The sequence below is a fragment of the Paraburkholderia sp. SECH2 genome (genome assembly GCF_030464795.1).
Classification (GTDB): Bacteria; Pseudomonadota; Gammaproteobacteria; order Burkholderiales; family Burkholderiaceae; genus Paraburkholderia; species Paraburkholderia aspalathi.
Genome location: NZ_JALPRH010000010.1, coordinates 172,954 through 196,317, shown reverse-complemented (window position 1 = coordinate 196,317; position 23,364 = coordinate 172,954). Strand labels below are relative to the sequence as shown.

At 61.5% G+C, this 23,364-nt stretch carries 19 protein-coding genes; 6 read left to right on the top strand and 13 right to left on the bottom strand.

Features of this window, described 5'->3' with window-relative positions; genetic code table 11:
- Positions 1-52: 52 nt before the first annotated feature.
- Positions 53-1,072, bottom strand: a complete 1,020-nt coding sequence (locus M0D66_RS18920; RefSeq protein WP_183733979.1) for an asparaginase — start codon at positions 1,070-1,072, stop codon at positions 53-55.
- A 211-nt stretch (positions 1,073-1,283) separates the two neighbouring features.
- The gene (locus M0D66_RS18915) at positions 1,284-1,601 is read right to left on the bottom strand and encodes an SMI1/KNR4 family protein (RefSeq protein WP_266211118.1); all 318 of its coding nucleotides are present in this window, start codon (positions 1,599-1,601) and stop codon (positions 1,284-1,286) included.
- 195 nt (positions 1,602-1,796) lie between these two features.
- Here M0D66_RS18915 and M0D66_RS18910 point away from each other — a divergent pair, with 195 nt between their 5' ends.
- Positions 1,797-2,366, top strand: a complete 570-nt coding sequence (locus tag M0D66_RS18910; RefSeq protein ID WP_266211117.1) for a hypothetical protein — start codon at positions 1,797-1,799, stop codon at positions 2,364-2,366.
- A 58-nt stretch (positions 2,367-2,424) separates the two neighbouring features.
- Here M0D66_RS18910 and M0D66_RS18905 read toward each other — a convergent pair whose 3' ends face one another.
- The 4 genes from M0D66_RS18905 to M0D66_RS18890 form a co-directional block, all read right to left on the bottom strand.
- Positions 2,425-3,117 carry an alpha/beta fold hydrolase gene (locus tag M0D66_RS18905; RefSeq protein WP_266211116.1) on the bottom strand — a complete coding sequence of 231 codons (693 nt, stop codon included), beginning with the start codon at positions 3,115-3,117 and terminating at the stop codon, positions 2,425-2,427.
- 293 nt (positions 3,118-3,410) lie between these two features.
- Positions 3,411-3,980: a hypothetical protein gene (locus M0D66_RS18900; protein WP_093645158.1), complete on the bottom strand. Its 570-nt coding sequence runs from the start codon at positions 3,978-3,980 to the stop codon at positions 3,411-3,413.
- A 777-nt stretch (positions 3,981-4,757) separates the two neighbouring features.
- Entirely contained in the window at positions 4,758-5,897 is a 1,140-nt protein-coding gene (locus M0D66_RS18895) for a sensor histidine kinase KdpD (protein ID WP_266211115.1), read from the bottom strand.
- Positions 5,898-6,618: 721 nt separating this feature from the next.
- A complete protein-coding gene (locus tag M0D66_RS18890; RefSeq protein ID WP_093639713.1) occupies positions 6,619-6,810 on the bottom strand; it encodes a rubredoxin in 192 nt (63 codons plus the stop codon).
- A gap of 325 nt (positions 6,811-7,135) precedes the next feature.
- Here M0D66_RS18890 and M0D66_RS18885 point away from each other — a divergent pair, with 325 nt between their 5' ends.
- Complete coding sequence (locus tag M0D66_RS18885) at positions 7,136-7,537, top strand: DUF4399 domain-containing protein (RefSeq protein ID WP_054035043.1); 402 nt, start codon at positions 7,136-7,138, stop codon at positions 7,535-7,537.
- A gap of 2 nt (positions 7,538-7,539) precedes the next feature.
- On the opposite strand, the gene M0D66_RS18880 is transcribed toward M0D66_RS18885, so the two are convergent.
- Positions 7,540-7,686, bottom strand: a complete 147-nt coding sequence (locus tag M0D66_RS18880) for a hypothetical protein (protein WP_211704168.1) — start codon at positions 7,684-7,686, stop codon at positions 7,540-7,542.
- An 89-nt stretch (positions 7,687-7,775) separates the two neighbouring features.
- On the opposite strand from M0D66_RS18880, the gene M0D66_RS18875 reads away from it, so the two are divergent.
- The 4 genes from M0D66_RS18875 (at position 7,776) to M0D66_RS18860 (ending at position 15,303) form a co-directional block, all read left to right on the top strand.
- Complete coding sequence (locus M0D66_RS18875) at positions 7,776-9,707, top strand: ATP-binding cassette domain-containing protein (protein ID WP_266211114.1); 1,932 nt, start codon at positions 7,776-7,778, stop codon at positions 9,705-9,707.
- A 452-nt stretch (positions 9,708-10,159) separates the two neighbouring features.
- Positions 10,160-12,145 (top strand): DNA topoisomerase IV subunit B, encoded by a 1,986-nt coding sequence (locus M0D66_RS18870; protein WP_266211113.1) that lies wholly within the window; start codon positions 10,160-10,162, stop codon positions 12,143-12,145.
- Positions 12,146-12,212: 67 nt separating this feature from the next.
- Positions 12,213-14,537, top strand: a complete 2,325-nt coding sequence (parC, locus tag M0D66_RS18865; protein ID WP_266211112.1) for a DNA topoisomerase IV subunit A — start codon at positions 12,213-12,215, stop codon at positions 14,535-14,537.
- 307 nt (positions 14,538-14,844) lie between these two features.
- Entirely contained in the window at positions 14,845-15,303 is a 459-nt protein-coding gene (locus M0D66_RS18860) for a CopD family protein (RefSeq protein WP_054035038.1), read from the top strand.
- Between the two features lie 12 nt (positions 15,304-15,315).
- Here the strand turns inward: M0D66_RS18860 and M0D66_RS18855 are convergent, their stop codons facing one another.
- The 6 genes from M0D66_RS18855 to M0D66_RS18830 form a co-directional block, all read right to left on the bottom strand.
- Complete coding sequence (locus tag M0D66_RS18855; RefSeq protein WP_200619806.1) at positions 15,316-16,524, bottom strand: chromate transporter; 1,209 nt, start codon at positions 16,522-16,524, stop codon at positions 15,316-15,318.
- 221 nt (positions 16,525-16,745) lie between these two features.
- Positions 16,746-19,106 (bottom strand): EAL domain-containing protein, encoded by a 2,361-nt coding sequence (locus M0D66_RS18850; protein WP_093639335.1) that lies wholly within the window; start codon positions 19,104-19,106, stop codon positions 16,746-16,748.
- 469 nt (positions 19,107-19,575) lie between these two features.
- On the bottom strand, positions 19,576-20,487 hold the full coding sequence (locus tag M0D66_RS18845) for a PhzF family phenazine biosynthesis protein (protein WP_093639338.1): 912 nt from the start codon (positions 20,485-20,487) through the stop codon (positions 19,576-19,578).
- A gap of 181 nt (positions 20,488-20,668) precedes the next feature.
- Positions 20,669-21,133 carry a RidA family protein gene (locus tag M0D66_RS18840; protein WP_093639341.1) on the bottom strand — a complete coding sequence of 155 codons (465 nt, stop codon included), beginning with the start codon at positions 21,131-21,133 and terminating at the stop codon, positions 20,669-20,671.
- A gap of 63 nt (positions 21,134-21,196) precedes the next feature.
- Positions 21,197-22,393, bottom strand: a complete 1,197-nt coding sequence (locus tag M0D66_RS18835; RefSeq protein WP_211706069.1) for a PLP-dependent aminotransferase family protein — start codon at positions 22,391-22,393, stop codon at positions 21,197-21,199.
- 75 nt (positions 22,394-22,468) lie between these two features.
- Complete coding sequence (locus M0D66_RS18830; RefSeq protein ID WP_266211111.1) at positions 22,469-23,158, bottom strand: VOC family protein; 690 nt, start codon at positions 23,156-23,158, stop codon at positions 22,469-22,471.
- Between the last annotated feature and the right edge of the window lie 206 nt (positions 23,159-23,364).

Below are 23,364 nucleotides of genomic sequence, written 5' to 3'. Positions count from 1 at the left end.
CTTTTGCGTTTTGACACACCCTCGGCCGAACTGAGCCCGATGCCAGATCGACTCACCCTGAGGTTCGACTCAGGTGCACCATCGTTTTAAGCTGGCCTACCTCAATTCCGCGGAGATTGCGGAGGCGTGGATTGTCCCAGCGGGCGAGAACTGAGACGTTTCTATCGTCGACGAGCCCGATTTCCCTCAAGACGGCGACCGCGCTTGCGTAAAGCGCTGACAGGTCGCCATCAGCAATCTTGATGGCGATTCCTAAACCAACGCTCTTAACCCCGATCACGTATGTGCCGTCTACGCCCACCTTTCCGACACAATCCCCAGATGTTGCTCGCGCAATCGCCAGGTCACAGCGGCCGGTCCCTGAAACCATCTCCGGGTGTGCTGTCATCGCCGCGAAGATCTCAGTCAATATGGCGTCTTCTTTCGCGCTACCTCCCGATGCGCCAGAAGCCAGTCGGGCCCACATCATCGCAAGGCGAGACAGCGGCATGCCAATGTTAGGTGCGCTGCATCCGTCCGTGCCAAACCAAAGCTCTGACGTTCGCAGTCCAGATAGCCGTTCGATCTCCCGGACGATGTCTTGCTGTAACGGGTGACTGTCCGCGACGTAGTCCGCGTGATCGTGACGGTGCATGCAGCAATACCCTAAGAATCCAGCATGCTTCCCCGAACAGTTGTTGTGTCGTTGGTCAAAGCGACTTCCACCAGGGGGCAAATTGTCTTCACCATACTGAATCGGCAAATGGACCCCGCAGCGTAGATCCCGCTCCAACAATCCAATCTTTGACAGCATCGAGCTAACCGCTGCTACATGGGTATCTTCGCCTGAATGGCTTCCGCACAGCAACGCAACTTCCGAGGTGGAAAATCCAAAATTGGATGGGCCGCGATCCCGCACAAACGGAATCGCTTGAAACGGCTTGATGGTTGAGCGAGAGAATGCGTAGACATCCGGGTCCCCGGCCCAAGCGAGCAACGAGCCTTGGGCATCTGTGATTGCGACCGACCCCCAGTGACTGCGCTCGACGTGACCATTGCGGGTCGCGGTAGCTAACAGAATGTGTTTTGACATTGTGAATTTGTTCGCAATGAGATTGCCGCGTACATGGCATTCGTCCTTAATACCAGCCTTGGGCGCGGGTGCCGCGCAAGGGATTGTCGACGATCTGAACGGCGATGTCGAACGACCGGTTGTGGCCGCGCTGAGACGAATGACCACGGCCCCACGACGCAGGACACCAACCAGCGCTGAACTTCCGTAGCCGACTGATTTAGGTCGTGGGTCAGATATCGAAACGCTCAGCCAAGTTTTGAAAGCTATCAGCGATGCGTATGGCGCTTTCTGACGCCATACCGATCATGGGCAACATGAATACGACCCCAGCAAAGTCAAAGGCCAACAACTCTCCGCCACCATTCCCCGCAAACGCCAAGTACCCCGGCGCATAAGTTTCTATTTCAACGTCAGCGTTGTTCCGGGATATCTCATCGGCGGGCCATAGCACTACATACCCCGGTTCAGCCCCATCCCGCATGAATCCTTCAAAAACTCCGTGGGTCGTTAGGTAGTCGATATATTGAATCGGCGTAGGTGGCAGCATGCGCGCGTCCTCGGTTTTCGGAACACTTCGCCGTCGATTGTCGGCGATTCAGGCATCGATGTCGAACGGCCGGTTGTGGGCCGCGTTGTGCCCATCGCGAACGGTGCCAGTTGAGCCATAGCGACCAATCGATGCACATGCGGCGGTCGGTGCATAATTCCCACGGATAACTGATCCTGAGACAGGAATTCGCCCATGATATTCGAGACGGCCGAGACGACGATGTGGTGGCTGGTGCAGCTTTATACAGGTTGCGCCGGATACCAACGGGGCGTGAAAGCCGAAGGACTATCGGCGAGGCCCCCGGTCATCGACTGCTCGGGATGGACTGGGTTGCTTCTCACGAAAGCGATGCAAGCGGAAAACGACGCGGCTGGGCGCGCAGTGTTCGGGACCGCCGACATGCAGTCTGTGCAGACGTGGTCGGATCGGATCATCCAGGAGATTGAGACCCGGACGGGATTCATTCTTGAGGGGCGAGAGATCACTGCCATCAGCCTCCCGCGTTGCGCCACCATCGGGCTGAAAATGGGAGCGCCCGCCTGGGCCAGTAACCATCCCCGTCCACGCGGCATCACGCACATTGTTCAGGTCGTTCGTCGCCCGGAGGACGATGCGCCGTTCGTCTCCGAATCCTTCGGTGGTTCGGTCTCACCCGGAATAAGTCTCACGCCGCTCGGGGAGTGGCTCGCCCTTTCGCAGCCGCATCTCCGCGCCGGCGAAATGTGGGCAGTCGACCCTTTCCGGTTGGCCTCAAAAATTTGAACGACCTCCTCGAACATCTCGCCGTAGCCGAACGTGGTCTACCGAATCTCAACAGGCCTCAAGAAAGAACGGAGCTCATCAACCAATCGCGCGCTATCTTTGTGCATAAAGCTGGGCGTTCCAGTGTCGGGAAGTGTCCGCAACCCTGAAGCGACTCAAAGCGGGCGTGTGGTATCAGCTTAGCGATGCGACTCCCGACCTCGACAGGAACGAAGTGGTCGGCCTCGCCCCAGATCAGCAGCGTCGGAATCTTGCTAGCAGCAGACAGCGTTGGCCAACGATCAGAGCGAGTCAGCGTTGCGTCAGACTGCCGCGCGAACGTGTCGGCGCCAGTATCTCGCGCCATCCGGACGAAGGCCGCTCGTGACGCCATGTCGTCAGCAGGGATGGCGTTATTTGCAAACTCCGCGATGACATTTTCGTGTTCGCCGCGACGAATCCTGAGGCTGGTCGCTCGGACAACGCTTGGGTTCGGGTGAGTACCTGGCTGACAGTTCATCAGCCAGAGTCCGCGAACTCGCTCAGGCGCCCTTGCCAGTACTTCCATTGCAAGGCATCCACCATAGGCCGTCCCCGCCAGTATGAAGCTCCCGGATGTGGAAGCTAACAATGCGTCGGCGCTGTCGGCGAAAGTCTTCCGGTCTAACACGAGGACCGAGGGCGAAACGAGATCTTTCAGCCCATCAATCTGGTCGGCGTACAGTCTTCCGTCGCAGGGCATGGCAGGCAGGAAAATCATCGGCAGCGACATACTCGATCACGGTTTGTTGGCGGGAGAATAGTCTAACCGAGTGACGAGTTCGAACGTCTGAAAGTGGCCGAACTCGGCCCGACACCTGATCGGCTCAGGACGACCCGCAACGGACCGCCGGAAAGATGCGATCAGATCGGTTTTTGAAGGGTCGCGTCTGCCGCAGCTCCGATTGGCCGAGCGCGCCGCTGCGCCAGCGAAAGCCGGGCGCCGGGCGGCCTGCGCACCAAAGCGGCAAGCGTCGTCGTACCGATGTCGCTGCCACCTTTCCCCTGAAGCCGTGTCCCGTCCGCCTAACGGAATCCGTAGGCGAGCACCTTTTTGCCCTCGAAACTGATTTGCACCGCTTCGGAGCATGGGTTCCCACACGTACCATCGACGGTCGGAGGCGCAGCAGCGAAGGGGACCGTCTCACTGGTCATCTCGCCGATCACCAGTGTCGCATCCGACGAGATAACGATATTCACGACGAGCACCACGCCTGCGGGACTCGCTTTCGTGCCGTAGTTGATCGTCATCGTTCCCGTGCAATCGCTGTTCACGTTGTAGGTGCCGAACTGAACGGAATTGAAGGCGCCGCCCGACTTTGGCAAGCCGCCGATATTGCCCGCATCGTTTCGCGTGAAGTTGCCGTTGGCGTCGAAGTTGACGACGGCGACATCGTTGAGCAGCAGCCGAGACTTTGCGTAGTGAACCGCACCATCCGTGCCGATGATGCCGAGTATTTCGCCTTGAGCGCTGAATCCATACAGGCCTCTCAGCGTTTCGTTGGAACAGGTGGGGTCTTTGGCATGCGCCGCACCGCTCAACGACAGAAGGGTGGCCGCAACGGCCGCCGCGCAGGTCAAACTTTTGCTTTTCATGTTCATCTCCTTGTCACCGACCACGGGCGCTTCGCAGGGTGTGCGTGATGTCAAGGCGCTTGCACAGGCACAAAGCGTCCGGCAGAGGCTGGCCAGCGGCGGCGCACCGCGCCGCTCACGTTGACCTGTTTCATTGTGGTCAGAAGCGCGAGCCTGTGCCATCGACAGAACATGAAGAAATCGTTAACCATGCGTCGACGGTATGTGGCAAAAGTCACGCGAAACACGCAGGGCGGCGCACATCGCCCTGGTCGCCCGCGCCAATCCCCGACCCGCGAGTGAGGCGGGCGTGGAGACGATGGAACGCGCTTCGTCAGGTACCGGACCTGCTCGCTTGACGGCAGCACTCGTAAGTGGCCGTCATGTTTCCGCTCGGCCTCAGCCTCGTAGACGATGCGCAAGTTTGTTCGAACATTTGGAATAGACGCGGTATCGGACGCTCGCGCTGATAATTCGAAAGGCTTATCGTGGGCCATCCCGCCTGACGCGGTCGGCCGTAGCCGACCCACAACGGCCGTCAGCAGACTGCTCGTGAACGGCTGTAGCTCTGCCTTTTGCGGACGATGGCAATCCATATCTGACGGGCGTTGCGCCTGTCATTCCACCCCCTGAACTATCTCAGTCCGAGAAGACCCAGCAAAGTTACTTTGCTTTGAACTGCTCAGGTCGATCCACAGGCGCCATTTCGACTCGACGCATGAATGAAGGCTTTCCACGCAGCATGTGCCGGCAACAGCCGTTGGCGAGTGGATCACTCCACCTCGCAGTGGGCGACCGTCAACGCGTCGTTATGGCTCCGTCCTCACGCGGGAGAGACACTGAAAATGAGGTCTCCGTCTCGTCGGACCGCGCTTCGATCGCGCCGTGATGGGCCTTGGCGATTTCGCTTGCAATAAAAAGTCCCAAGCCGAGGCTACCAGTGCAGTCGTATCTACTCTGCTGGTCCGGCCCCCGCATCAGGGGATCGAAGATGCGCGTTAGCGTTGCGCGCTCGATGGAAGGTCCGGAGTTGCTGACGTCGATACGGACATGCGTTACTCCGCCCGTTACCGTCACGAGCACCGGAGTGTCTGGTGCCCCGTACTTGATGGCATTGAGTACAAGATTTCCAAGCAATTGCAGCAGGCGCGGGCCGTCCCATAGTCCCTGTAAATTACCACTCACGCGCAGTTCAATCTGCCTGTCAGGATGAACTGCACGCAACTCGTCGAGCTCATCGGCAAGCACGTTTGCCAAATTGACACTCGTGGGTGTGACGTTGATGCCCAAGCCCAATTTGGTCCGATTAAAATCGGTCAGGTCGTCAAGCAACGTTTGAATCCGGGCCCCGCTACGGATCAGACGGGCGGCGGCTTCCGATACCCGCGCCCCAGCATTCAGTGCTTCCAGATACGATGCAGTCATCTGAATCGCCTGTAGAGGGCTGCGCATGTCGTGCCCCAACATGCCAAGCAGGAGGTTACGGCTCTGCTCGACCTGCGCACTGAAAACGGCGACCGATTCGGCAAGTGCCTGATCGATCGCTTCATTGAAGCGAATGACGTCGTCCAGATCAGGTGTTTCAGGTTGGCAATCGTCCATCCACAAGCGAAGCACACTTGCCCGCAGCGCACGATATTCCGCGGCGAGCTGTTTGATATTGAAACCGGCCCGTGCCCTCAGAAGGGCATGTGTTTGCGAGGCTGTTTCGGTCGCATGGATCAGGCTGGGGCCGCGGCCTAGTGATTTTTCGCGTTGGGCTTCTCTAGTTTGCGAAGTTTGCAAGTCCTTTGCCACGGCGTGCAGGATTTGCTGCGCGTGGTCGCGTAACCCCAACGATTCCATGTCTGCCGCCGCCGGCAGGAGAGTCGTCGCGAATGCCTCCCATTGAACCAGAATCGGCTCCATGTCTCGCGAGATAAAGTCGGCAAGTCGCATGTCTGCGTCTCCAGGGCGGTAAGCGCGGTGTCGGGGTCCGATCAACGTGCCTATGTTACGCGCAAAATAGTGACTAATTTTGACCGGAAGATAACACCGTTGAAGACGACCGCAATTATCGGCAGCCGGCAACCTCGCTGCCAAACTTGGTGACGTGCGGCAGATTCGCGTTGCAAAAAAATGGCGCGGGAGGATGACACCTTGGCATGCGCGCCAAACGGATACGCGAGCGTGACATCAGACAAAGGACGCCGCGTTCTCGAGGGCAGGGTTGACGGGAAGCGGCCGTTTGCGCGACGTAAGCGAACTTCTGAAGTTGGCTGATTGTCGTCGGATGAACGCGTGCGAGTCGGGACTGCGCGATAGTCGGCGCAATGAGCCAAGAGGGGAAGTCTCGCTTGCTACAGATCTGCTACAGCAATAGCATGAGTCCATATCTGACGGGCCTTGCGCCTGTCATTCCACCCCCTGAACTACGGGGAGAGGACCGAACCACAACAACCGCTGCAATCCCGCCGACAAACGACAAACAACTCTAGGCAAGGACCAGGCGAGTCCAAATCCACCAGCGAGCGCAGAGCACATCAAACACGCCTACCAACGAGGAGCGCCGCAAACCCCGTCCCACAATGCAAACGGCCCAGCGGGCATCACCCACTGGGCCGCACGAACCGCCCGGCGCACTACATCAAGCAGCGCACCCCCGCTCAACCAACCTCGCTCAGAATTCCACCACCGCAAACTCCGCCTTGCTGACATCGCACAGCGGGCAGCGCCAGTCGTCCGGAATCGCGGCGAAGCGCGTGCCCGGGGCGATACCTTCTTCGGGAAGGCCTTCTTCTTCGTTGTAGATCCAGCCGCAAATCAGGCAGACCCAGCTCTTATATTCAATCAGTTCAATTACTTCGCTCACGACGTACTCTTCTTTGGTTCGGTGCATTGATCCGCCAAATCTGCCCCTTTTTTGGGCATGGCGGCGATCCGCAATATTACCGGAATTTGTCAATTGGACAGATATTTACCCATGCGGCATCGCCGCAAAGTGCCTGAGACATGTCCGGGCCCGCGTGACGGACCCGTCATACACAGCGTGTATGCTTTGATCCGCAGCTAGTCGTTTGGACAGGCGCGCCGGGCGCCTGGCATGCATTGCGACGATCGGTCTCAGGTAACTGGAACCGCGATCGACGCCCGCATGGCCCGCGCATGACTCTCGTTTCCCAAAAAGGAGAAAAACGATGTTCAAAAACAAATGGTTGGCCGGAACTGTACTGGCCGGGTTGCTCGCGGTATCGGGCGCGGCGCAGGCCGCTGGCGTGTCTTTCGTGCAACCGGCGGACGGCGCGACCGTCACCAATCCGGTGCACGTGGTGTTCGGCGTCGACGGCATGAAGATCGCGCCGGCCGGCACGATGACGGAAGGCACGGGCCATCATCATCTGTTGATCGACGGCAAGCCGCTTCCCAAGGGCGAAGTGATTCCCGCCACCGACAAATCGCTTCACTTCGGCAAAGGCCAGACTGAAACCGATCTGACGCTGCCGCCGGGCGACCACACGCTGACGCTGCAATTCGGTGACGGCGCGCATCGTTCGTATGGCCCCGAAATGAGCAAAACGATCACGGTGCACGTGAAGTAACGTCACAGGTGAGACGGCTGGACGAGCGCGAGCGCCGTCCGGCCGCGTTGTTCCGTTTTATCTCCTGGCTTGCGCAGGGCTTGAATCCAGGCGCATCCGGTCTGCATCGGGCTTGCGTTCGGTTCTTCCCCATTTTGCAAGCCGGTCATTCGGCCTATCTCTTCAGGCAGACAGGCACCCGCTCGCGCGCCCGGTACAATGAGCAGTTCCGACTCATCGCTGTCTTCTCCAATTCTCCATGTCGCTTTACACCATTACCGGGGCCCAACTGGCGTTCGGTCACGTCGCGTTGCTCGATCACGCGGATTTCTCTCTCGAAGTGGGCGAGCGCGTTGGGCTGATCGGCCGTAACGGCGCGGGCAAGTCGTCGCTGCTGAAAATCGTCGCCGATCTGACCAAGCCGGACGACGGCCTCGTCACGCGCCAACAGGGTCTGACGTCGGTCTACGTGCCGCAAGAGCCAGAGTTCGACACGGACGACACGGTGTTCGAAGCGGTGGCCGCCGGTCTGACCCACGCCCGCGATCTGCTGGATCAATACGACGCGGTCGCCAACCAGCTCGCCGACGAGCCGGAGGGCCCGGAGCACGACGCGCTGATGTCGCGCATGAACACGCTGCAATCGGCGCTCGACCATTCGGACGCCTGGAACTGGAGCACGCGCGTGGCCACCACGCTGCAGCAGATCGGTTTGAATGGCGAGGCGCGGGTCGGTTCGCTGTCGGGCGGGATGCAAAAACGCGTCGCGCTGGCGCGCGCACTGGTCGTGCAGCCGGACGTGCTGCTGCTCGACGAGCCGACCAACCACCTGGACTTCGACGGCATCCGCTGGCTCGAGGAACTGCTGGTTTCGCTGCGCGCGGGTTTGCTCTTCATCACCCACGATCGCGCGTTTCTCGACCGTGTGGCCACGCGCATCGTCGAGCTGGATCGCGGGCGTCTGCTGTCGTATCCGGGCAATTTCAGCGCCTATCAAACTAGGAAGGCGCAGCAGCTTGAAGTCGAGCAAGTGGAAGCGGCCAAGTTCGACAAGCTGCTCGCACAAGAGGAAGTGTGGATTCGCAAGGGCGTGGAAGCACGCCGCACGCGCAGCGTCGGCCGGATCGCGCGGCTCGTGCAGATGCGCAACGAGCGCGCCGAACGCCGCAACGTTCAGGGCAACGTCAAGCTCGACGTGGGTCAGGGTGAGAAGTCCGGCAAGATCGTCGCCGAGCTGACCGACGTCACCAAGCGCTACGGTTCGCGCACGGTGGTCGATACGTTCACGGCCACGGTGATGCGCGGCGACAAGATCGGCTTTGTCGGTCCGAACGGTGCGGGCAAGACCACTTTGCTGAAGATGATCCTCGGCGAGTTGCCGCCGGACGAAGGCACGGTGCGCATCGGCACCAATCTGCAGGTTGCGTACTTCGACCAGATGCGCGCGCAGCTCGATCTGGACAAGAGCCTGGCCGATACGATCAGCCCGGGTAGCGAGTGGGTCGAAGTCAACGGCCAGAAGAAGCACGTGATGAGCTATCTCGGCGACTTCCTGTTCGCACCGGAACGCGCGCGGTCGCCGGTTAAGTCGCTGTCGGGCGGCGAGCGCAATCGCCTGCTGCTGGCGCGTCTGTTCGCGCGGCCGGCCAACGTGCTAGTGCTCGACGAACCGACCAACGACCTCGACATCCCGACGCTCGAACTTCTCGAAGAACTGCTCACCGAATACGACGGCACCGTGCTGCTGGTCAGCCACGATCGCGCGTTTCTCGATAACGTCGCGACCTCGGTGATCGCGTCGGAAGGCGGCGGCAAGTGGCGCGAGTACGTCGGTGGCTTTACGGACTGGCAGATTCAGCGCGACCGTTCGCAACAGATGGCGCAGGACGCGCAGAAAGAAGCGGCTAAAGAAGTGGCGTCGAAAGACAGCGGCGCAGCCAGCGCGGGCCGTAATACGCAGCGCGCGGCCAAGCTGTCGTTCAAGGACCAGCGCGAGCTCGAGGCGTTGCCGGCGAAAATTGCCGCGCTCGAAGCGGAGCAGAAAACCATCGGTGCCCAACTCGAAGACGGTTCGGTCTTCGCGAAAGACGCTCAGGAAGGCACGCGTCTGACCGAGCGCTACGCCGCGATCGACGAGGAGCTGCTGATCGCGCTGGAACGCTGGGACGAGCTGGAAAACAAGCGCAAGTGATACACGGGGGCGGCGTGATTCGAGGTTGCGCCGAATTCATGCAGAGGACGGGGGGCGCGGCTGCGCAGCGGGCCCGTCGCAGTTTTTTACGGTCCCGTAGCGGTTTCATCGCGGTCGCACAATTGGCCGAAGTCGTGCGTCGCGCCTTATCCAAACGGCTAATCCCGCACCACGTGAATTGCCGCCCGTATCGAAATCAGTAAAATACCCCGCGAACAGGCTTCCCCGGCGTTCGCACCGGCTGGCCGTTGCCGGGCTGTTGAGTGAGCCCGCATCGAACCGCCGTCGAGCGCGCCCATGAGAAGCCAGGCGATAAAACGCGTTGCCCGCACTGCGGGCACCCCACCTAACCCCGTTGTTTCGTTTCGCTTTTTTTGAAAACTCAACGCATTGTCCACGGACCTGTCCACAGGACCTGTGGACAACGATGAACCGACGCACCCGAGTCAACCATGTCTACGAAAAAGCCAAACGCCGCGTATAGCGAAGCGTCGATCAAGGTGTTGAAGGGCCTGGAGCCGGTCAAGCAACGGCCCGGGATGTACACCCGCACCGAAAACCCGCTGCACATCATTCAGGAAGTTATCGACAACGCGTCGGACGAGGCCCTTGGCGGCCACGGCCGGCAAATCACGGTCACGCTGCACACAGACCATTCGGTCTCGGTCGAAGACGACGGCCGCGGCATTCCGTTCGGCCTGCATCCGGAAGAAGGCGTGCCGGTTGTCGAAATCGTTTTCACGCGCCTGCACGCAGGCGGCAAGTTCGATAAAGCCGCCGGCGGCGCGTACACGTTCTCGGGCGGCCTGCACGGCGTCGGCGTGTCGGTCACCAACGCGCTGTCCACCCGCCTAGACGTCACCGTATGGCGCGACGGCAAAATCGCCGAGCTGAGTTTTGCCAACGGCGACGTCGCCAAGCAGCTTGAAGTACGCCCCGCGACCAAAGGCGATAAGAAGTCGGGCACGCGCGTTACCGCGTGGGCCAATCCGAAGTACTTCGATTCACCGAACCTGCCGCTGGGCGAATTGCAGCGTCTGCTGCGCTCGAAGGCGGTGCTGTTGCCGGGCGTCGAAGTCACGCTGATCAACGAGAAAACCGGCGAAACGCAAACCTGGAAATACGATGACGGTCTGCGCGGCTATTTGCTCGAAGGCATGAACGGCAGCGATCTGCTGATCCCGCTGTTCGAAGGCGAGCGCTATGTCGAAAACTCGCGTGCGAGCGAAGAGACGTTTGCCGAAGGCGAAGGCGCCTCATGGGTCGTCGCGTGGAGCGAAGAAGGCACGCTGATGCGCGAGTCGTACGTCAATCTGATTCCGACGCCTGCGGGCGGCACGCACGAATCCGGCTTGCGCGACGGTCTGTTCCAGGCGGTGAAGAGCTTTGTCGAGTTGCATAACCTGCAGCCGAAGGGCGTGAAGCTGCTGGCGGAAGACGTGTTCGCGCGCGTGTCGTTCGTGCTGTCGGCGAAGGTGCTCGATCCGCAATTCCAAGGGCAGATCAAGGAGCGCCTGAATAGCCGCGATGCGGTCAAGCTGGTGTCGTCGTTCTCGCGTCCGGCTTTGGAGCTGTGGCTGAACCAGCACGTCGAGCACGGCAAGAAGCTCGCGGACCTCGTCATCAAACAGGCCCAGGCGCGTACGCGCGCCGGCCAGAAGGTCGAGAAGCGTAAGAGCTCGGGCGTGGCGGTGCTGCCGGGCAAGCTGACCGACTGCGAATCGACGGAAATCGGCCGCAACGAACTGTTCCTCGTCGAGGGCGACTCGGCGGGCGGTTCGGCGAAAATGGGCCGAGACAAGGAATACCAGGCGATCCTGCCGCTGCGCGGCAAGGTGCTGAACACGTGGGAAACCGAGCGCGACCGCCTGTTCGCCAACAACGAAGTGCACGACATTTCGGTGGCGATCGGCGTCGATCCGCATAGCCCGGACGACAAGGTCGATCTGTCGAATTTGCGTTACGGCAAGATCTGCATCTTGTCGGACGCTGACGTCGACGGTTCGCACATCCAGGTGTTGCTGCTCACGCTGTTCTTCAAACATTTCCCGCAGCTGATCGAGCGTGGGCATGTGTGCGTGGCGCGTCCGCCGCTGTTCCGGGTCGATGCACCCGCGCGCGGCAAGAAGCCGGCGCAGAAGCTCTACGCGCTCGACGAAGGCGAACTCGAAGCGATCCTCGACAAGCTGCGCAAAGACGGCGTACGCGATACGCAATGGTCCATCAGCCGCTTCAAAGGCCTGGGCGAAATGAGCGCGGAGCAGCTGTGGGACACCACGATGAACCCTGACACGCGGAGACTGACGCCGGTGGCGCTCGGCGAACTCGACTATGACGCCACGGTGGCGCGTATGACGATGCTGATGGGCAAGGGTGAAGCGGCGTCACGGCGCAGCTGGCTGGAAGAAAAGGGCAACGAAGTGGAAGCGGATATCTGAGCGGGCGTTCTTAACAACGCTCTGCCTTCGCACGAAACTTCACGCCAAACACGGATACGGAATCTAGATGGACGACGATAACACTCTCGACCTTTTCACCGAGCCGCCGCCCCCGGAGGGCGACTTCCTGACGCTCGGCAACTACGCGGAACGCCAGTACCTCGACTACGCGGTGAGCGTGGTCAAGGGGCGCGCGCTGCCTGACGTATGCGACGGCCAGAAGCCGGTGCAGCGCCGCATCCTGTTCGCCATGAACGACATGGGCCTTGGCGATAACGCCAAGCCCGTCAAGTCGGCGCGCGTGGTCGGCGATGTGCTGGGTAAGTACCATCCGCACGGCGACCAGTCGGCGTACGACGCGCTGGTGCGTCTCGCGCAAGATTTTTCGATGCGCTATCCGCTGATCGACGGCCAGGGCAACTTCGGTTCGCGTGACGGCGACGGCGCAGCGGCCATGCGCTACACCGAAGCGCGCCTGACGCCGATCGCGAAGCTGCTGCTCGACGAGATCGACCAGGGCACGGTCGACTTCATGAAGAACTACGACGGCGAGTTCGAAGAGCCGAGGCTGTTGCCCGCGCGCTTGCCGTTCGTGTTGCTGAATGGTGCATCCGGCATTGCCGTGGGTCTCGCCACGGAAATCCCGTCGCACAATCTGCGCGAAGTCGCAGCGGCTGCGGTCGCGATGATCCGCAATCCGAAGATCGAGCACGCCGAGTTGATGCAACACATCGCCGGGCCGGACTTCCCGGGCGGCGGCCAGATCATTTCGAGCGACGCCGAGATTTCCGCGGCCTACGAAACCGGCCGCGGCAGCCTGAAGGTGCGCGCCCGCTGGAAGATCGAAGAGCTCGCGCGCGGCCAGTGGCAGCTCGTGATTACCGAACTGCCGCCGAACACGGCCGCGCAGAAGGTGCTCGAAGAAATCGAAGAGCAGACCAACCCGAAGATCAAGCTCGGCAAGAAGGCGCTTACGCCCGAGCAGTTGCAGACCAAGCAGACCATGCTCGCGCTGCTCGATGCCGTGCGCGACGAGTCGGGCCGGGACTCACCGGTGCGTCTCGTGTTCGAGCCGAAGTCGAGCCGCATCGATCAAACCGACTTCGTCAACACGTTGCTCGCCCATACGAGTCTCGAGTCGAATGCATCGCTCAATATGGTGATGGTGGGCGGCGATGGCCGGCCGCGTCAGAAGGGCTTGAGCGAGATCATCCACGAGTGGATCGCGTTCCGCTTCGCGACGGTTACGCGCCGTACTCGTCATCGCTTGAGCAAGGTCGACGACCGGATCCATATTCTTGAAGGCCGGATGATCGTCTTCTTGAATATTGACGAAGTCATTCGCATCATCCGCGAATCGGATGAGCCGAAGGTCGCACTGATGGCCGCATTCGGCTTGTCGGACCGCCAGACCGAAGACATTCTCGAAATCCGCCTGCGTCAGTTGGCGCGTCTCGAGAAGATCAAGATCGAGAAGGAACTGTCCGAACTGCGCGACGAGAAGGCCAAGCTCGAAGAACTGCTCGGCAGCGAAACCGCGATGAAGCGTCTGCTCATCAAGGAAATCGAAGGCGACGCGAAGCAATACGGCGACGAGCGCCGCACGCTGATCCAGCAGGAAAAGCGCGCTACGTTCGAAGCACGCGTGGTCGACGAGCCGGTGACGGTAGTGGTGTCGCAGAAGGGCTGGGTCCGCGCGCTGAAGGGCCACGGCCTGGATGTGGCCGGCTTCACGTTCAAGGCCGGTGACGGCCTCTACGCAGCGTTCCAGTGCCGCACGCCGGATACGCTGGTCGCGTGGGGCAGCAATGGCCGCGTCTATTCGGTGGCGGTGGCGATGCTGCCGGGCGGACGGGGTGATGGCGTGCCGGTTACGTCGCTGATCGAACTCGAATCGGGTAGCCATCTGATGCATTACTACGCGGCGTCCGCAGATCAGGCATTGCTGCTTGCGTCGAGCAACGGCTTCGGCTTTGTCGCCAAGGTCGGCGATATGGTGAGCCGCGTGAAGGCGGGCAAGTCGTTCATGACGATCGACGCTGGCGCTGCACCGCTCGCGCCGATGCCGATGCTGCCGGATGCGACGCATATCGCGTGTCTGTCTTCGGGTGGACGCCTGCTGGTGTTCGGTCTCGACGAAATGAAGACGCTCTCGGGTGGCGGACGCGGCGTCACGCTGATGGCGCTCGACGACAAGGAAACGCTGGTGCAGGCGCTGTCCATCAACAAGGCGGGCGTGGTGTTGATCGGCACGCGTCGCGGCGGTCGTGTCGACGAAGAGAAGCTGAGCGGCGCCACGCTCACGCCGCACATCGGCAAGCGGGCGCGCAAGGGGCGTGCGCCTGAGAGCAAGATGAAGCTCGACAGTATGCGTCCGGTACTCGCTGCGTAATCGTAGCTAGTAGTTAGTAGCTAGCAGGTCGTCGCTGGAAGTAGGTAGAACCAGGCATGAACGCGGCGTGTGCTTTAAAGTGCAAACAGCAACAACGCGCACCTTGAAGCACACGCCGCACGCAGCAAAATTCCGGGGTGCAGCACCGTCGCGGTATCGGGCGCGCTGCAATAACAACTACAAAGAATGTCAAGACGCAGCCAGTACATGGAACTGAGCGCATAGCGCGCGGTCGAATGCGCTCAATAGCCGCTATAAATATCACTCGTCATAAGCGGTGTGGCGTCATCGGGAGAGGAAAACAATTATGAACAAAGCTGTCGAACTCGCACTCTTTTTGCATCTGCTCGCAGTCGCCGTGTGGGTGGGTGGGATGGTATTCGCGCATTTCTGTCTGCGCCCGGCCATTGCCGATCTTTCGCCGCAACTACGCTTGCCTTTGTGGGAATCGGTGTTCAGCCGCTTCTTCAACTGGGTCGCCGCAGCCGTGCTGGTGATTCTCCTCACGGGCGGCTTCCTGCTGATGCAATTCGGCGGTGGTCACGCCACGTGGCCGTTGCATGCCATGGCCGGCCTCGGCATCGTGATGATGCTGATCTTCGGGCACATTCGTTTCGCCGTGTTCCCGCGCATTCGCCGTGCGGTGCAGGCGCAGAAGTGGCCGGATGGCGCGCAGGCAGTCGGTACGATTCGGCGTCTGGTGCTGGTGAATATCGTGCTGGGCGTGGTGACGATCGGCGTAGCGGTGTTGTCACGCGGGTTCTGACGCCCGGCCCGCCTACTGCATGGCGCCGTAGGCAAGCCACAACCCACATGCGGCCGCCACGGTTCCGTACACCGCGTACACCGGCACCTTGAGCTTTGCGAAGCACATGCCGGAGAACAGCGCCGTCACCAGATACACCGGTTTAAACGGCACATGCACCGCGATGCGCAGCACGGCCACCGCCAGAAACGCGGTGGTGACCGCGCGCAAGATCCGCATGCCGTGCTCGAAACGCGGATTGGCCTTCAACTGATGCAGATGCCGCTGCGCCAGCACGACGAGGCAGCCAGACGGCACAAAAAGCGCGAGCGTAGCAATCAGCGCGCCCACCCAGCCATCCACCAGATAGCCGAAGAACGGCACCACATTCAGCAGCGGTCCCGGCGACAACGGGGAGAGCGAAAACGCCAAGGTGAAGTCGTTATCCGACACGCCGATCGCCGGCGTGACGAACAATGTCTTAAGTACCGGCAACGCCGAGAAGCCACCACCGAACAAGGTCATGCCGGCGCCGGCCAGCCGCGGCCACAGCAGCGCCAGTTCATAGCGATGCGGCAACGGCAGGGCAAACAACACCAGCAACACGCTCAATGCGGCCAGCATCTGCCAGTCCCCGCGACCGATCGACAGCACGATGCGAGTATTGCGAACCGGGCTGACGAACCAACCGGTGCCGAAGGCTGCGCCGAGCATCAACACATAGGCCGCTGGACTGCGTGCATAGAAAAGCGCCACACAACCGAGCACCGCCGCGATCCATTCGAGCTTGCCGCGTACCAGCGCGCGCGTCTGTTTGTACCAGGTGATCGCGATCAGCGTGGCCAGCACCACGCTGAAGTGATTGAGCAGGGTTTGGGAAGCAGCGGCGCGCACGAGCGGCGTGCGATAGAAGATCGCGAATAGCGTCATCAGAATGAAAAAGGGCAGCACGCTGGCGACGCCCGCCACCCAGGCGCCGGTGCGTCCACGCAGCGCATGTCCCAGTTGCACGGCGACATTGCAGCCCACCGGTCCCGGCACCATCCAGGCAAGCGCGATCAGATCGGAAAACGCCACGCGCGAGAGCCGCCCCTCGCGTTCTACGTAGTGGTTTTCGAGTTGTGCCATCAGAGCGAGACCGCCCCACGACAGCGCTGACAGGCCGAACACGACCCGGAACAGCGTCCATAGCGGTTCCCGTTTCCCTCGCCTAGCGGCATCCTGGCTCGTGATCGACTGCATGGCGACGCGGGCCCCCGCATTCGGGCGGCCCGCCCTCTGAGATCATTGTTGTGTGTGTATTGGCGCGGCTCGCAGACGGCATCGCGCTGTGATGCATTACAGCGTGAATGTAGCCGGTTTTGCGAAGCAGCGGTTGGATAAGCGTGGGGCTGCGGCACATACGCTTACAGGCTGCACGCGGCGCGCTTGTGTGCGACTGGCGCGCCACCGCCGGGCCGCATTCAGCTATTGGTGCTCGTGCTGGACACGCTGCTGGTACTGTCGACATCGTGCACGTGGCGATGACCCTTCATACCGCATACGCCGAAGCGTTCGAGCAGCGCCGGAATCGCTTCGACCGGCACCGGACGCGAGAACAGGAAGCCCTGCGCCTCGATATGGCCGAGCGCGGCGAGCCACGCAATCTGCTCTTCGGTCTCCGTGCCTTCGACCACCACCGTGAGTCCGAGCGAACGCGCCAGGTTGACGATCGCGGTGACCATCACGCAGACACTGCGGTCGCCGGGAATCGCCTGGACGAACGAGCGGTCCACCTTCAGCGTGTCGACCGAGAAGCGGTTCAGGTAGGACAGCGACGAATAGCCTGTGCCGAAGTCGTCGAGCGCGATGCGCACGCCGAGGCGTTTCAACGCGAAGATTTTCTCCGACACGAGTTCGGGATATTCCATCATCGCCGTCTCGGTGATTTCGAGTTCGAGGCGGCGCGCGGAGATGCCGCTTTCCTCGATCGCGTGCGAGATGGTTTCGTACAGATCGCCGCGCCAGAACTGGACCGCGGAGATGTTCACCGCGAGCGAGAGCGTGTCGTAGCCCTGTTGCTGCCACAACGCCAGTTGGCGGCACGCGGTCTCGATCACGAAGTCGCCGATCGGCACGATCAAACCGGTCGATTCGGCGACCGGAATGAATTCGTTGGCCGGGATCAAACCGTGTTGCGGATGGTTCCAGCGCACCAGCGCTTCGAAACCGGTGATGCAGCGGCGCGTCAGATCGATCTTCGGCTGATAGGCGAGGAACAACTGGCCTTCAGCGAGCGCGACGCGCAGTTGTTGCTCCCACTTCATCAAGTGGTCCGCGCGGTGCGACAACTGTGGCGAATAGAACTGGTAGCAGTTCTTGCCCGCATCTTTCGCGCTGTACATCGCGAGGTCGGCTTTTTTCAGCAGGTCGATCTCGCTTTCGTTGGCGACCGAGTAGAGCGCGATGCCGATACTCGCGTGCAACACGAACGAGCTGCCGCGCACTTCGAAAGGCTTGGAGAATGCTTCGGCTGCCGCTTCGGCGAGCGTGACGGCACGCTTCTCGACGTCATCGCCCTTGATCACCACAACGAACTCGTCACCGCCGATGCGGCTCAAGGCACCGCCGTCGCCGACCGCTGTTGCGAGGCGCGAGGCCGTCATTTGCAGCACGATGTCGCCGGCGTTATGGCCTAGGGTGTCGTTGACGGTCTTGAAGTTGTCCAGGTCAATGAAAAGAATCGCGAGGCGCCCGAGATTGGAATGCTGCGCCACGTCGTGCCGCAGTGTTTGCAGCGTCGCATAGCGATTGCGCAGACCGGTCAGCAGATCGTACTCGACCAGATGCGTCATCTCGCGTTCGCGTCCGAGCAGCTTGCCAATCAAGCCGGTGGCAACCGCGAAGAAACTCAGCATGGCAAGCGAGATGAAGCCGGCCATCAGCAGGTAGACGTTGCGCGTGTGGTTGTAGTCGGCGAACTCTTCGGCTTGCGACAGACCGACCAGCACGCCGAGCGGATAGCCGTCGATATGGCGGTAGGAGACGATACGCGTGACGTTGTCGATCGAATCGACGTAGGTGCCTGACACATGCTCCGAGGTCGGATACGAACCGCTCGCCGAGAACGAACCGCTGGCGGTGTCGACGCTGCCCGTGCGGCGCGCGAGCACCGTGCCGTTGTCCGAGATCACCGCGATCACGCCTTCACGGCCGATGGCCGCGTTGTTGTAAAAGTCGCTGGTGAAATAGCTCGGGTCTTCGGAGACCACCACGACGCCCGCGAACGAGCCGTCGGGATGATTCAGCCGCCGTGTCATCTGCAAGGTCCAATGGCCGGATACGCGGCCGAGCACGGGCTTGCTGATATACAACTGGTCGTCGTTTTCGTGTTCGTGGACCTTGAAGTGTTCGCGGTCCGACAGGTCGATGTGTTTGGGATTGAGTTCAGCCGTGTTGGCGATCAGCGTGCCGTGCTCGTCGATCAGCGACACCTGCACGAGCGTCTCGCTTTGCACCACGCCTTTTTCCACCGTGCTGGAGAGATCGAAATGATTCGGCGTTTTTTCGAACTCGTATTTGACGAAGCGGGTGATCTGGTCGACCTGGTGAATTGCCTTGACCGTGTGCTGCTCCAGCGCCGCGGAGAGAATCGCGGCAGAGGCCATCGCCTCGCGATTCGTGGCTTCCTTTTCAACCGACAGGCGCGCGAAGATCACAGTCCAAAGCAGGATCAGCACCAGCACGCCGAGCGCCGGAATGGCGAGCAGGGCACGACGGCGCGACACAGCAGGGTCGCGGCGGGGTTTGGCTTCGCGCTGGTCGGAGAAGCGGAACTGGCTCATCGGGCGGCCCGTTCCCTGGTGCCGGCCAGTTGCAACTGCGCGAGCATTGACTGCGCTAATTTCATGGGTGGCTGCATGGTGACCAAGGTGCCGGGACTGCTGCGCAGGGGAAGGGAGCGTGGCGTCGTGCCTGACCATCCGCAGGTCATCGGGTACGTTTCGATATTACTTAATGCCACTGGATTAAGGAAGAGTCCTCGCATCGGGTATACGCGGGCGCGACAGGGCGTGCGGTCCGGCTGAATTCGCAGCCGGCGCAGCCAGCCATGGGGCTGCGGCCTGGCACTTGTTTTCGAATATTTCATCGGGATATGGAATTCAGGTGTGCCAGGCCTCTCGTCATGCATGGCGCATTAATCGCGCAAAAGGTGCGGCATTTTGTTGTTAAGCGTGGCTTGAAGCGGCAAAACACGGCCGGCGCTCAGCAGCAGGCCGGCGCGCGCGAACCCGCAATCGAGCGCTGCGCCGTTCATGGCAAGCGGAACGTGCCGTCGACGATCGTCACCGACGGCCCACCGATCCACGTTTTGCCGGCGTCGTCGTCGTAGTGCACCGAAACGTTGCCGGCACGGCCCAACACGGTGCCTTGGCGGGCCGTGTAGTGTGCGCCGGGGCGCAATTGCTGGGCGCTCAGCAGGCCCGCGAGTGCGGCATTCGCGCTGCCCGTCACCGGATCTTCGCCCACACCGAAGCGGCCGCCTGACATCAGGCACCGTACCTCGAAGGTGGCCGGGCCGTCAGCGTCGTGCGGTCCATAGACGGCAAGGCCGTGGGTGTCCATCGCATGGACGAGGTCGGCGAGCGCGGCGGCATCGGGCTCGAGCGCGAGGCAATCGCGCGCTGAATTGACGCGTACCACGAGCCATGGCGCACCATTGTCGACCGCGCAGGGCGTCGCGCTGAAGTCGATCGCATCGCTACGTAAAGCCATAGTGAGCGCCGCGTACCGATCCTGGGGAAGCGCTGTGACGCGCGCAGGCGGGGCGGCGAATGCCCATGTCTCCTGTGCTTCACCGGTCGATTCAGCCGGCGCCTTCAGCGCCTTCAATTCGATGAGACCCACGCCGCATTGCTGGATCAGCTTGCCAGCCTGTTTCGGCCGGTACCCGCTTTCGAGCAGCGCATGCGCGGTGCCGAGTGTCGGATGACCAGCGAACGGCAATTCGCCATGCGTCGTGAAGATACGCACGCGATAGTCGGCAGCCGGGTCGGTCGGCTTCAGCAGGAAGGTCGTTTCGGAAAGATTGGTCCAGTGCGCGATGGCCTGCATCTGATCGGCATCGAGTGCATCGGCATCGAACACGACTGCAAGCGGATTGCCTTTGAACGGCACCGACGTGAACACGTCGACTTGTTTGAAACGAACGGTGTGAGCGGTCATCAGGCGCAGTCCGGCGAATCCGGCAGATTGATAGGGTTGGCGGATTCTATCTGGTGACAAAGGAACGATCTACCTCGCCACAAATGCAAAACGCGCCGCAGGTGACAGACACCTCGCGACGCGTTCAGGACGCTCGGTACGACCGGCCGGGCGAACCGGCGGCCGAACCTGTTGGCGGTTGTTATTCGACTTCGGCGATCATCTCGATCTCGACGCATGCGCCGAGCGGAATCTGCGCCACGCCGAACGCCGAGCGCGCATGCTTGCCGCGCTCGCCGAACACGTCTGCGATCAGTTCGGAGGCGCCGTTGGTCACCAGATGCTGCTCGGTGAACTCAAGCGTCGAGTTGACGAGGCTCATCAGCTTGACGATGCGCGTGACGCGGTTCAGGTCGCCCACATGCGCATGCAGCGTGGCGAGCAGGTCGATCGCGATGGAACGCGCGGCGGCCTTGCCTTCTTCGGTGGTGAGGGTGGCGCCAAGCTTGCCGGCCCATACCTTGCCGTCTTTCTTCGCGATGTGGCCCGACAGGTACACCGTGTTGCCGCTTTGCGCGCTCATCACATAGGCGGCTGCCGGCGCGCCTGCGCTCGGCAGTTCGATGCCCAGTTCCTTAAGCTTGTCGTACACGTTTGATTGAGCCATGGTGTGTCCTTGGTCGGTAGTGAACAGTAATGAAATTCGGTGGCGCGAGTTGGTCGGGACAGCTTAGACCTTCGCGCGGATCAGTGCCGCGAGACGCGACACGCCTTCGTCGATCTTGGCTGGCGGGACCGTGACGAACGACAGGCGCAGCGTGTTGTGCTGGGCTTCGCTCGCGAAGAACGGACCGCCCGGCACGAACGCCACATTCTGCGCTACGGCTTCTTCGAGCAGCTTCATGCTGTCGATCTGCGCGGGCAGATTCACCCACACGAACATGCCGCCTTCCGGCCGGTTCCAGCTTACGCCTTCCGGCATGTAGCGTTCGAGAGCAGCCAGCATCGCCGCGCATTGATCGCGGTACAGCTCGCGAATGGTCGGCACGTGCGTGTCGAGGAAGCCGTCCTTGATCACTTCGTACACGATGCGTTGTGTGAAGCTCGGCGTGTGCAGATCGGTGGCTTGCTTGGCCTGCACGAGCTTGAAGATCAACTCTTCGGGCGCAATGATGTAGCCGACCCGCAGGCCCGGCGCCAGCACCTTCGAGAACGAGCCGAGATGGACGATGTGATCCGGCGCCATCGACAGCATGGTGGGCAGCGGTTCGCCCGCGTAGTCGAGCGCGCCGTAGGGATCGTCTTCGATCACCGGGAACGGCGCGGTCTTCGCAAACGCGGCCAATGCGCGGCGGCGTTCGACCGGCAGGCGGCGGCCCGTCGGATTCTGGAAATTCGGTTGTGCGTACAGGAGGCGTGCGCCGGCTGTCAGCTCGGGCGTGAGCGCTTCGGGAATCAGGCCTTGCTCGTCGGTCGGCACCTGCACGTAGCGCGGTTCGTACATCGAGAACGATTGCAGCGCGCCGAGGTAGGTCGGCGTTTCGACCAGCACGGGGCTGTTCGGGCATACCAGCACTTTGCCGAGCAGATCGAGCGCTTGCTGCGAGCCGGTCGTGATGAGTACCTGCGAAGGACGAATCTGCGCGCCGTTCACCGAATAGCGTTGCGCGATCCATTCACGCAGCGGCAGATAGCCTTCGGTCGCGCTGTATTGCAAGGCCGCGGCGGGCGCGTCGCGCAGAATGCGGTCGGATGCTTCGCGCATGCGCTCGGCCGGGAAGGTTGCCGGCGAGGGCAGGCCGCCCGCGAACGAAATGACTTCGGGCCGTTCCGTGACTTTCAGGATCTCGCGAATCGCCGAGCTCGTGAGCTTGCGTGCGCGTTCGGACAGTTGCCACGTGGGGGCTTTCAAGTCGCTTTGGTCCATGGTCTCCTCTGCTGGTTTGTCTGGAACTGGTCAAAACTTCAATTATCGCGCGAGTCGACGGCCCACGCGCGCTGCTTATTTAAGGGTCCGTAGACCCTCGGGCGTCTCAAACTCGGCGACGAGCGCCGCCGCGCCTTCTGTGGACTCGAGTGCGATCAGGTGCGCCGCGCCCAGCCAATGCAATTGCGCGGCAATTACGTCGGCCTGTGGATGGGTTGCTTTCAAAGCTTTCAATGCAATGCCCGTTTCATCCAATACCGCCGACGGGTGCTTCGGCGTGTCCCACTGGATCAGCGTCGGCAGTACGCCATCGCCGGCGCCTTGCCACGTGGGGAAGGCGCCATCGTCAGGCACCGACAGGCTCCACGTGAAATCGCCGCGCGTCATCGGCACGATCGGTGCAATGCGCGCCGGATACTGCGTCTGCCATGCCGTGAGCTGCTTCGGCCGCTCGACTCGGGCAACCCAGTGCGACAGGTACGGGCCTTTTTCGAGCCGCGCTTGCGTCGCCGGATCGTCGAGGGCGAACAGGCGGGCACGAGGCGCCGCGCCATCCGCGGGTTCTGCCGCCTGCGGGTCGATCGCGATCACTTCCAGATACACGCCGCCCCACAGATTCAGCAGACGATTGTGCGTGCGCATCAGCGGATGCGCGCCGCCGCCGGCCGGTGCGACGCCTAGCGTGTCGGCAACGTACTGCGTGCCCTCGTCGAGGGTACGGGCGGAAATCACGAGGTGATCGAGACGGAGCAAATGGGCAGTCATGGCGGATCAGGAAAACGGTTTCTGCGGTAAGCCGGAACGCGCGCCGGGTGCGGCAGCAGCGTTGCCGGGGTCGTAAGCATAACCGTTTGCCGGATCGGCGGGCCAGGCGGATGGCGTTTGGGCGGGTCCTGCCCGAGTTCGCTTGTGAGCGGCGGGATGCAACCCGGGCCGCTTCATCATCCGTTGCTTATCTTAAATGTAGCCTT

Excerpts from the sequence above, each read along its gene's own strand:
- M0D66_RS18885 (WP_054035043.1), top strand. The coding sequence starts at position 7,136 with ATGTTCAAAAACAAATGGTTGGCCGGAACTGTACTGGCCGGGTTGCTC.
- M0D66_RS18900 (WP_093645158.1), bottom strand. The coding sequence starts at position 3,980 with ATGAAAAGCAAAAGTTTGACCTGCGCGGCGGCCGTTGCGGCCACCCTT.
- M0D66_RS18830 (WP_266211111.1), bottom strand. The coding sequence starts at position 23,158 with ATGACTGCCCATTTGCTCCGTCTCGATCACCTCGTGATTTCCGCCCGT.
- M0D66_RS18870 (WP_266211113.1), top strand. The coding sequence starts at position 10,160 with ATGTCTACGAAAAAGCCAAACGCCGCGTATAGCGAAGCGTCGATCAAG.
- M0D66_RS18920 (WP_183733979.1), bottom strand. The coding sequence starts at position 1,072 with ATGTCAAAACACATTCTGTTAGCTACCGCGACCCGCAATGGTCACGTC.
- parC (WP_266211112.1), top strand. The coding sequence starts at position 12,213 with ATGGACGACGATAACACTCTCGACCTTTTCACCGAGCCGCCGCCCCCG.
- M0D66_RS18840 (WP_093639341.1), bottom strand. The coding sequence starts at position 21,133 with ATGGCTCAATCAAACGTGTACGACAAGCTTAAGGAACTGGGCATCGAA.
- M0D66_RS18915 (WP_266211118.1), bottom strand. The coding sequence starts at position 1,601 with ATGCTGCCACCTACGCCGATTCAATATATCGACTACCTAACGACCCAC.
- M0D66_RS18880 (WP_211704168.1), bottom strand. The coding sequence starts at position 7,686 with ATGACCGGCTTGCAAAATGGGGAAGAACCGAACGCAAGCCCGATGCAG.
- M0D66_RS18835 (WP_211706069.1), bottom strand. The coding sequence starts at position 22,393 with ATGGACCAAAGCGACTTGAAAGCCCCCACGTGGCAACTGTCCGAACGC.
- M0D66_RS18895 (WP_266211115.1), bottom strand. The coding sequence starts at position 5,897 with ATGCGACTTGCCGACTTTATCTCGCGAGACATGGAGCCGATTCTGGTT.
- M0D66_RS18910 (WP_266211117.1), top strand. The coding sequence starts at position 1,797 with ATGATATTCGAGACGGCCGAGACGACGATGTGGTGGCTGGTGCAGCTT.
- M0D66_RS18850 (WP_093639335.1), bottom strand. The coding sequence starts at position 19,106 with ATGAGCCAGTTCCGCTTCTCCGACCAGCGCGAAGCCAAACCCCGCCGC.
- M0D66_RS18855 (WP_200619806.1), bottom strand. The coding sequence starts at position 16,524 with ATGCAGTCGATCACGAGCCAGGATGCCGCTAGGCGAGGGAAACGGGAA.
- M0D66_RS18875 (WP_266211114.1), top strand. The coding sequence starts at position 7,776 with ATGTCGCTTTACACCATTACCGGGGCCCAACTGGCGTTCGGTCACGTC.
- M0D66_RS18845 (WP_093639338.1), bottom strand. The coding sequence starts at position 20,487 with ATGACCGCTCACACCGTTCGTTTCAAACAAGTCGACGTGTTCACGTCG.
- M0D66_RS18860 (WP_054035038.1), top strand. The coding sequence starts at position 14,845 with ATGAACAAAGCTGTCGAACTCGCACTCTTTTTGCATCTGCTCGCAGTC.
- M0D66_RS18905 (WP_266211116.1), bottom strand. The coding sequence starts at position 3,117 with ATGTCGCTGCCGATGATTTTCCTGCCTGCCATGCCCTGCGACGGAAGA.